The sequence below is a fragment of the Pontitalea aquivivens genome (assembly GCF_046507575.1).
GTDB classification, from domain to species: domain Bacteria; phylum Pseudomonadota; class Alphaproteobacteria; order Rhodobacterales; family Rhodobacteraceae; genus Pontitalea; species Pontitalea aquivivens.
In genome coordinates this window covers 1-802 of record NZ_JBKFEY010000105.1, presented here as the reverse complement: position 1 = coordinate 802, position 802 = coordinate 1, and the positions used below count along the sequence as shown (strand labels likewise).

Annotated in this window: 1 protein-coding gene; it reads right to left on the bottom strand. The window is 60.5% G+C overall.

The window, feature by feature from the left end:
- Window positions 1-746, bottom strand: a 746-nt coding sequence (locus tag ACK8OU_RS20365; RefSeq protein WP_410305145.1) for a CaiB/BaiF CoA transferase family protein, incomplete at its 3' end; no start/stop codon positions are given.
- Window positions 747-802: the final 56 nt, after the last annotated feature.

The window sequence follows — 802 nt, the reverse complement described above, 5'->3', positions numbered from 1 at the left end:
ACCTGGGACAGAGCAGCAATCATCGCCCCGCGTGACGATAAGCGGTTTTTGTTAAGCACCGCATCCAGAGCGCCCGTATCCGCCTCTACAGCGACATAGCCCTCTTCTGTTTTGACGAGGACGCATGGGTCCGGCGTTTCCCCGTTCCAATTCGTCTGCGTCGTCCATATCGCGACATCCTGCATGGCAAGATCGATGCTCTGTCCCAGCCCGCTTCGCGCGCGCTCTCTCAACATGACAAGGATTGAGAAAAACGCGAACAGGCCCCCCGTGATGTCGCCCGCGGAGATACCAAGCTTCATGGGAATGTCGCCCACGCGCGTCTGGTCCATGATTCCGGACATCGCCTGAACAACAGTATCGAATGCGCCGCGACCGGGGAGCTTCGAGTCGAACCCGAAACCCGATATGCCGCAATACACGAGGCGGGGATTGATCGACTGCAGTCGAGCAGTGGAGAATCCTAGCCTGGCCAACGATCCGGGCTTCATGTTCTCCAGAAGCACATCCGACCGCTCCAGCAGCTCGCAAAAAAGTTCCTTGTCGGCAGGATCCCGCAGATCGATCTTCAGGCTTCGCTTGCCGCTGTTACTCAAGGCAAAGAAGTAGCCTGTTCCGGACTGGTGCGGCGGCCAGGCCCGTGAGCCCTCGCCGTCTGGCGGCTCGATCTTGATCACTTCCGCGCCCAGCGACGAAAGCTGCCGGGCCGCCAGTGGCGCGGTCGTATACTGCCCGATCTCGATCACCCGCACTCCGGCGCAGGGCAGATGCACTTTCGGCTTTGACGACTTCGGCGCCTCGC